Source organism: Armatimonadota bacterium, assembly GCA_039679645.1.
Lineage (GTDB): Bacteria > Armatimonadota > UBA5829 > UBA5829 > UBA5829 > UBA5829.
Genome location: JBDKUO010000048.1, coordinates 1 through 7,121, shown reverse-complemented (window position 1 = coordinate 7,121; position 7,121 = coordinate 1). Strand labels below are relative to the sequence as shown.

At 49.3% G+C, this 7,121-nt stretch carries 6 protein-coding genes; 3 read left to right on the top strand and 3 right to left on the bottom strand.

Features of this window, described 5'->3' with window-relative positions:
* Positions 1-217: 217 nt before the first annotated feature.
* Positions 218-1,006 (bottom strand): nucleotidyltransferase domain-containing protein, encoded by a 789-nt coding sequence (locus ABFD83_09810; protein ID MEN6357366.1) that lies wholly within the window; start codon positions 1,004-1,006, stop codon positions 218-220.
* 369 nt (positions 1,007-1,375) lie between these two features.
* Here ABFD83_09810 and rsgA point away from each other — a divergent pair, with 369 nt between their 5' ends.
* The 3 genes from rsgA to ABFD83_09795 all read left to right on the top strand — a co-directional run bounded on the left by rsgA (position 1,376) and on the right by ABFD83_09795 (position 4,422).
* Positions 1,376-2,425 carry a ribosome small subunit-dependent GTPase A gene (gene rsgA / locus ABFD83_09805; protein MEN6357365.1) on the top strand — a complete coding sequence of 350 codons (1,050 nt, stop codon included), beginning with the start codon at positions 1,376-1,378 and terminating at the stop codon, positions 2,423-2,425.
* 265 nt (positions 2,426-2,690) lie between these two features.
* Positions 2,691-3,347, top strand: a complete 657-nt coding sequence (locus ABFD83_09800; GenBank protein MEN6357364.1) for a PEP-CTERM sorting domain-containing protein — start codon at positions 2,691-2,693, stop codon at positions 3,345-3,347.
* An 88-nt stretch (positions 3,348-3,435) separates the two neighbouring features.
* Positions 3,436-4,422, top strand: coding sequence for a dihydroorotate dehydrogenase-like protein (locus ABFD83_09795; protein MEN6357363.1), 987 nt, complete (start codon positions 3,436-3,438; stop codon positions 4,420-4,422).
* A gap of 56 nt (positions 4,423-4,478) precedes the next feature.
* On the opposite strand, the gene ABFD83_09790 is transcribed toward ABFD83_09795, so the two are convergent.
* Both ABFD83_09790 and ABFD83_09785 read right to left on the bottom strand, forming a co-directional pair.
* On the bottom strand, positions 4,479-6,362 hold the full coding sequence (locus ABFD83_09790; protein MEN6357362.1) for a hypothetical protein: 1,884 nt from the start codon (positions 6,360-6,362) through the stop codon (positions 4,479-4,481).
* A 163-nt stretch (positions 6,363-6,525) separates the two neighbouring features.
* On the bottom strand, positions 6,526-7,121 hold a 596-nt coding region (locus tag ABFD83_09785; GenBank protein MEN6357361.1), incomplete at its 5' end, for a PEP-CTERM sorting domain-containing protein.

The following is a 7,121-nucleotide window of genomic DNA, read 5'->3' as shown; positions in this document are numbered from 1 at the left end:
TCGTCATTGGTTGCCTGTTTTAGCAGCATTGATAGATTTATACACTTGTGTTGTCGCCGAATCGGGGAACTTGGAATGTGTTTCAATAATTCTTCGTATCTTAGCGAAGCATTCTGAGACAGCTTCCTTGTTCCCGAAACAAGGCAACCTGTGAGTTTCAGGATTTCTGCTTCGCTCAAATCCTGAAATACCAAATTCCGGTTATTGTGTTATTATCTTACCAGTCCTGAATCGGTGGTCTGTGCTCCTGCCAGTTCCACTCGCATTCCTCAATGAATTTTGTTACCAGTTCCTCCCAGCTTATCCCAATATCTCCGTAGTGGCTGTTTATACAATCACGTATGGACTCAGTGGCTTTCGCGCTGGGGTGTGACATTGCGTCATCCATGAGCGCAATCAGCGTGGGAGGTATGTTGGGTGCTTTCGGCAGCTCGGTCATCAGCCACTTTTGGTTGGGAAAGAGCATTTTGTTGTGAGCCAACACGACTCTCGCGGCAAAGAAAACTGTGTCGGTGGTGGCTTTCAAGACCAGGTATGGGTCGCTGCGTCTTTCTCCTTCACCGGCAAACCACGGCATGAGCGCCAACTGAGAGTAAAACGACTTGAGTTTTTCACCCTGTTCGGATTCCTGATACACAGGAATACGTTTGATTAGTTCATCCAGACCCGGTATATGTGAATATGCGGCGAAAGAGCCGGTGAATGCCCACCTGGCAGGTTCACTGCCATGGTCGGCAGCATCTTTAATAAATTGAAGATTGATCACCTTGCCGTCGATGTAGCCGCCATCATAGTCGCATTCCCTGTCGAGGTAAAATATATTGTCTTTTTCCTTCCTTTGCTCAAATTCTTCGTCTGTCGCGACGATTAGAACATCAATATCTGAGTTATCTTTTGCAGTGCCCTTTGCCACCGACCCACCGATAATCAGTGCGCAGAACCTCTCGTCGGGTGAGAATTTGTCGATCAGTCTGTCAATTTCTTTCTTATGATGCTCTCGAATCAAGACTCGCCTCCGGTCTCAAGCATTGTTTTATACGGTATATGACGTTCGTGCTCCTCCTTCCTTGCATATGGTCGAAAAAGTGGAGGTTTTTCACGTATGTGTTTAGCGTGGTATCGTCTTCGATCTATAATAGTGTGGATAAAACATATGGAGCGTTGTAGTTTTGGGCTCTGAGCCCTATGCTCTCCGCTCTCAAACTAAAGGAGGACATTATGACCGCTGTATTTATCAAAACAATATTGTTTATCCGCGAGGAAATCCTCTGACGTAGTGCTTCATCTTTAATTCTGAACATCACCTAACGCACCACATGTGGGTTTCTCTCGCGTGCGAATCATATATGTACGCCTGATTTTGGAGGAACCCGAATTGAACCTACAAGATATCGGATACGATTCCGATTTTGCACATCACTTCAACCAACTAAACAACGACAGTCTGTCGCCATGCCGGGTCAGCCTTGAGCAAAGGGGATTATACGCGGTTATCACCGAATATGGCGAGATGGCGGCCATACCCACAGGCAAGATGCTCTATGAGACCGAGAAACCTGTTATCGGCGACTGGGTGGCTGCGCAAATTCTGCATGAGCAGCCGCCTAAAGCGATTATCCATGCTCTGCTTCCCAGGAAGAGCAAGTTCTCGCGCAAAGAAGCCGGCTCCAGAGTGAGGGAGCAGCCTATCGCAGCGAATATAGATACAGTGTTTGTTGTTACAGGTTTGGACCAGAACTTTAGAGCTGCCCGCATCGAACGATATCTCACTCTTGCCTGGGAAAGCGGAGCGAAGCCTGTCGTTTTGCTCACAAAGTGCGACCTGTGCGATGACGTCGGAGAGAAAATAAGCGATGTAATGGCATCGGCTCCGGGCGTGGGTGTGCATGCGATAAGCTGTGTGCAGGGCATCGGCATGGAATGCCTGGCGAATTATATATCAGCCGGCCAGAGTGTTGCGTTGCTGGGCTCATCCGGCGTCGGAAAGTCTACAATTGTTAACTATCTGCTCGGTGATAGCGTTCAGAGAGTGCAGGAGGTTCGCGATGACGACAGTCGTGGACGGCATACTACTACTCACCGCCAGATGTTTGTTCTGCCGTCGGGCGGAATGGTGATTGATACTCCAGGCATGCGCGAACTTCAACTCTGGAACGCGGATGACGGACTCGCTGAAGCCTTCAGCGATATAGAGAAGCTGGGTGAAAGCTGTAAGTTTCGGGATTGCAAGCATGTGAATGAGCCGGGCTGCGCTGTGATCAAAGCGCTTGGAGATGGAACACTGGATGCGCGTCGATTCGAGAACTATCGGAAGATGCTCGGCGAGCTTCATTACCTTGAGAGGAAGCAGGATGCCGGAGCGGCGCTGACAGAGCGCGAGAAATGGAAGAATATTCACAAGCAGAAAAGAAAGATCGGAATGTAAGAGATTTTATCCTGTTTTATGCATGCTGGTTCTTTGCTGTGTCAGAATATTATTGCAAATAGCAGACAGCTTCACATACCATACATACTAATAATATCTATAACAGTCCGTGCATTCTAAATCTAATCATATAATACTGTTTAGTTAGCATACATGGCCATTGTGTGATAATGCAGTTTGTGGTATATTGAAAGCAGCCAAACACTTAGTGTCTGCATTTTGCAGGCATATAAAACAAGCTCCGAAGAGAGCGAAGGAGAAAAGGATGAGATTATCGAGTGTAATTGTGTGCATGTTAGTGTTGTTTCTTGCTGGATCGGTCTCCGGCGATTCGATCGCTGTGATGAGCGGTAATGCAGCTATCGGAGCGCTGGACCCACTCGTATCTGTGGTTGGAGCACCTGTTATGGTGGGAGGAGTAAGCTATCCAGCAGCCGATGTTGCACAGCAACAAGCATTGGTTATAACAAAAAACAGTGTCTGGGTCGATGCGGCACCAGGCAGTAAGTGGGTGGGAGTTGCTAATGGCACTCAGAGTTCTCCACGTTACGGCTACATATATTCAACGACTTTCTCGCTGCCTGAGAACTATGATACACCGTTAATCTCAATGGTTTTTGCTTGTGACGATGGAGCAGATGCCTACCTTAATGGTCATCTGATTGGGAGTGGTGGTCACTTGGAGGTACTAACCAATTTCGGGACATCGAACTCTGCGTTTTTTAATTCAGGGCTAAATGTGCTGCAGTTCTATGCTCACAACAATGTCTTCGTTTCCTTCAATCCAAGTGGTCTGACATTTAGCGGAATAGTTACATATAGTCCCAATGCCGTGCCGGAGCCTTCCAGCTTTGCTGCCATCTTGAGTGGAATATCGGTGACATGCATAAGTTTGCGAAAAAAGAAGCGACAAAGACTCTAGGCCAATAGTTTATTACTAGCTCCACCGTTTTCTTTTCGATGCATCCGGGTAATATCCCAACAGCACTTATTTGCAGGAGGATAATACCATGGCAGATATTGGCACCACATATATGGGTATCAAGCTATCGAGTCCCATAATTGTGGGCGCATCGACCTGGTCTCACAAGATCGACAATATTAAGAAAGCTGAAGATGCAGGAGCGGGAGCGCTGGTCATTCACTCGCTCTTTCAAGAGGAGATTGAGCTTGAGCGCGAAGAACTTGAAGAAGACCTCACAGCGCATAGTGAGGAGTTTGCCGAGGCGCTCACTTACTTTCCTCATATGGACCATTCTGGCCCGCGCGAGCATGTGATGTGGGTCGAAAAAGCGCGTAAAGAAGTAGAGTTACCTCTGATCGGGAGTATTAACGCGATTTCAAAAGGTGACTGGATCCAATACGCAAAACTTCTTGAGCAGGCCGGGTGCAATGCGCTTGAGCTGAATCTTTATGCCATAGAGACCGATCCGAATAAAAACGCTGGAGATGTAGAGAATCAGGCGCTGGATATAGTAAGATCGGTGAAGTCTGAAGTATCGATACCTGTGGCGATTAAGCTGAGCCCATTCTACACAGCTCTTGCAAATTTTACTAATAGAGTAGTTGAAGCAGGTGCGGACGGGCTTGTGTTGTTCAACAGGTTCTATCAGCCTTTTATCGACCCTGAGCATGAGCGGATAGTAACAAACCTGGACTTCAGCAGATCGGAGGATACCCGCCTGCCTCTGAGATGGATTGGAATCCTTTCCGACGGTTTGAACGTCGATCTTGCGGCAAGCACCGGCGTTAAAACAGCCCAAGACATCGCTCGCCATCTGCTTGCGGGCGCAAAAGCTGTGCAGTGTGTTTCCACTCTTTACGAGAACGGCCTGAGCCACATCACCACCATGAACTCAGAATTATCTAATTGGATGGGTACGCATGGATACGGCGGCATAGAGGACTTCAGAGGGAAGTTGAGTCATAAAAATGTAGGTGATCCCTATGCGTTTGAACGCGCGCAGTATATTCAACTACTATTAGGCGGCAAATAGAGGGTAGACCGAGGCAAGTATCATCAACCTGCCTCGGTCTGAAACATATTGCATATTTAGGGCACAACAATAGGCAGCCCCATTCCGAACTTGCCGCAACTTCCAACGGGTTTCAAATATCCCCTGTCAATAAATGTGTCAAAGCCCTGGAATTCATAGTTTTCATTTATCCTGTGAATGACTGCTGCCAACAAGACTGTGGCGTCAAACGAATTACCTTGAAGCCCGAGTTGACACGGCAGAGTGCCTCCCAGTATCCTGTTCGCCATATCCAAAATCTCGCCTACCGTTCTGTATTTGAAAGGTCCCTGTGTGATAATAAAGTCTTCAAGGTTATAGCCGGGAGTTCGAGGCATGAGGCACATATCGTTGTAGCCGATATTAAGCGTTAGAGCGAGCGCCTCTCCTGCCAGCGCATTACTGACTGGATGCCCAATATTGTTGAGCATCACAGTAGGATTGACCAGGTCCATATTAAACTTGAAACACTGCACAGGGCCTGTCTGAGGCAAGAAACAACACAATTTGTATAGGCCAAAAGCGGTACCTTTGAAAACAAGATCGCAAGTTGTGGGCAGCCCTACAGCGATCTCGTTCTTGCAGTGGCTCCCATAGAACGACCAACTTGCGAAAGCCGTCGAGAACCTGTTGAAAATGCTTCCCGGCAAGATCGAGTTGTACGGGTCGGCGAATGTGCGCCAGCCCTCCTGTGTAAGGGTTACCGGCAAATCGCATACTCTGAACGGAGGCGGCACTTTGCTTACATCAACCCTTGCACAAGCTGTGCTTTCAGGTCCTTCGCTGGTCTGGACGGTCGCGCAGTTGTAGAACGGCCCAGGTTCCACATCGGGGATTGTAAAGAGCACATTGAAGCTCACGCACGATTCAACACCTAAAATGTTGCTGCTGCCGTTAGCCGCAATAAACTTACTTGTGAGATCGCCGAGCACATCGTCGACAAGGCTGGTCACAGTTAGCGGTTCGTCACCGCAGTTGCATACCTTATAAGTGTATATGACCTGCTGGCCGACAAGCGCTTGAGTGGGATATACGCTTTTTGTCAGCTCGATGCACGGGAAAGGATTCGTCTGAATGTGAACTACGGACGCGCACTTGGTATCGCTTACGGGCGGCCCGGTAGGCGGATCGGCTTCTACCGTCACGCAGTTTGGTATCGGGTTCGGGTCGCTTTCAAGAATTGTGCGCGATACTGAGAAAGTCACACAAGTATCGACCGGCAGGTCTGCGGAATCGCCATTGGCAGCAACAAACTCATCGAGCAGGTCACCCAAGAGGGTGTCAGTCAGTGATATCACTGTCAGGTCGGTATTCCCGCAGTTGCAGACTTCATATCCATATTCGATCACATCGCCGGTGGCGCCGGAGAGGGGGGACGGTGTTTTAATTATGCTGATGCATGGATTATCCTCAGGTGGAGTGACGATAACCGAGCAGTCAAACCAGGTTCCTAACGGGCCTGCAGTTGTTCCATTAGCATCCGTCACGTTCTGAACGTGTGTGAACACAACAAAATCGGGGACCACAAGCCCTGAAATCGTATAATCGAAACCTGTGAGGCTGTCTCCCGGTTTGATTGCGGGCGGCGTCTTCCACCACGGGTTAGATGTGGTCGCATAAAACAGCTTTGGGCCGATCTGATTGAATACCCAGCCGGATGGCGCTGTAGGGGTACCGACAGGCACAGGCAGGCCGTCAAAGTATATCTCTCCTATATTTACATAGACACCACCTATCGGCGAACGGTTGTAAAAAGTGAAATGCAGCGTTGTGTTTGTTCCGTCGTTGGTGGTCGTGTAACTGTAGCCGCTGAAGCCACTTGTAGTGCAACTGCTCGGATTTTGAGCCAGCACCGGACATATGGCTATCAGCAAACACACAAGCGCAGCCAATAAGAGACGGACATTGGTTTGAGTTGTCATTGCGGACCTCCTTTTGCATGATCATGTGTGCGGACACAGGTCACGCCGATTTTACCCTCCCTCGTCTTATGATTAACGCTGCAGGCATACAGAATGGCGTACGCAAAATATCCCTCCGCGCCTGCTGCATGGAGGGATATTTTGCGTCTGGATTATAATTTGTCTACCTGCGCTTTTTGGATCCGATGAAGCCGATCAATCCGCTTGTCAGTGCGACTACACTACCCGGCTCAGGGACTGAAGAAGTTGTGCCTACTAGGGAGCCGCGAAAGTTGGCGCCGAGAACATCATTTCCGCAGTCGGGCCGCCATGAAGCGGTGAAAGAATAGTTCTTTGCGTTCTGGCCGAGCAGTTCCCAAGGGACACTGACTTTATATGCAAAGACCTTTGCGCCGTTATATGTTACGCCGGTATATGCATAGTCCACATCGGCGTTGCCGATAGATGTCCCGCTGCCGCTGACGAAAAATGCAGAGTTTCTTATGTCGCCCGCTGCAAGACTCTGGTTTCCGGCTCTGGCCCAGGTCGGGTTGAGCTCGACATCGCCAAGGGTGCCTGCGTCGCGGGAGCGCATATTCAAGACTTTGTTGTCAGTGCCGTATACCTGATACTGCGATTGCTTTGCTGAAGGGTTTTGCGCCCAGAGCAGATCGTCGAGCCGCAGGCCGACGCCTATTGTCATGCTGCCGATATCGATCCTGAGGTCGCCGGGGCCGAACATGCGCTTGTCGTAACCCAGTTCGGGCGCGCCCTGGCCGG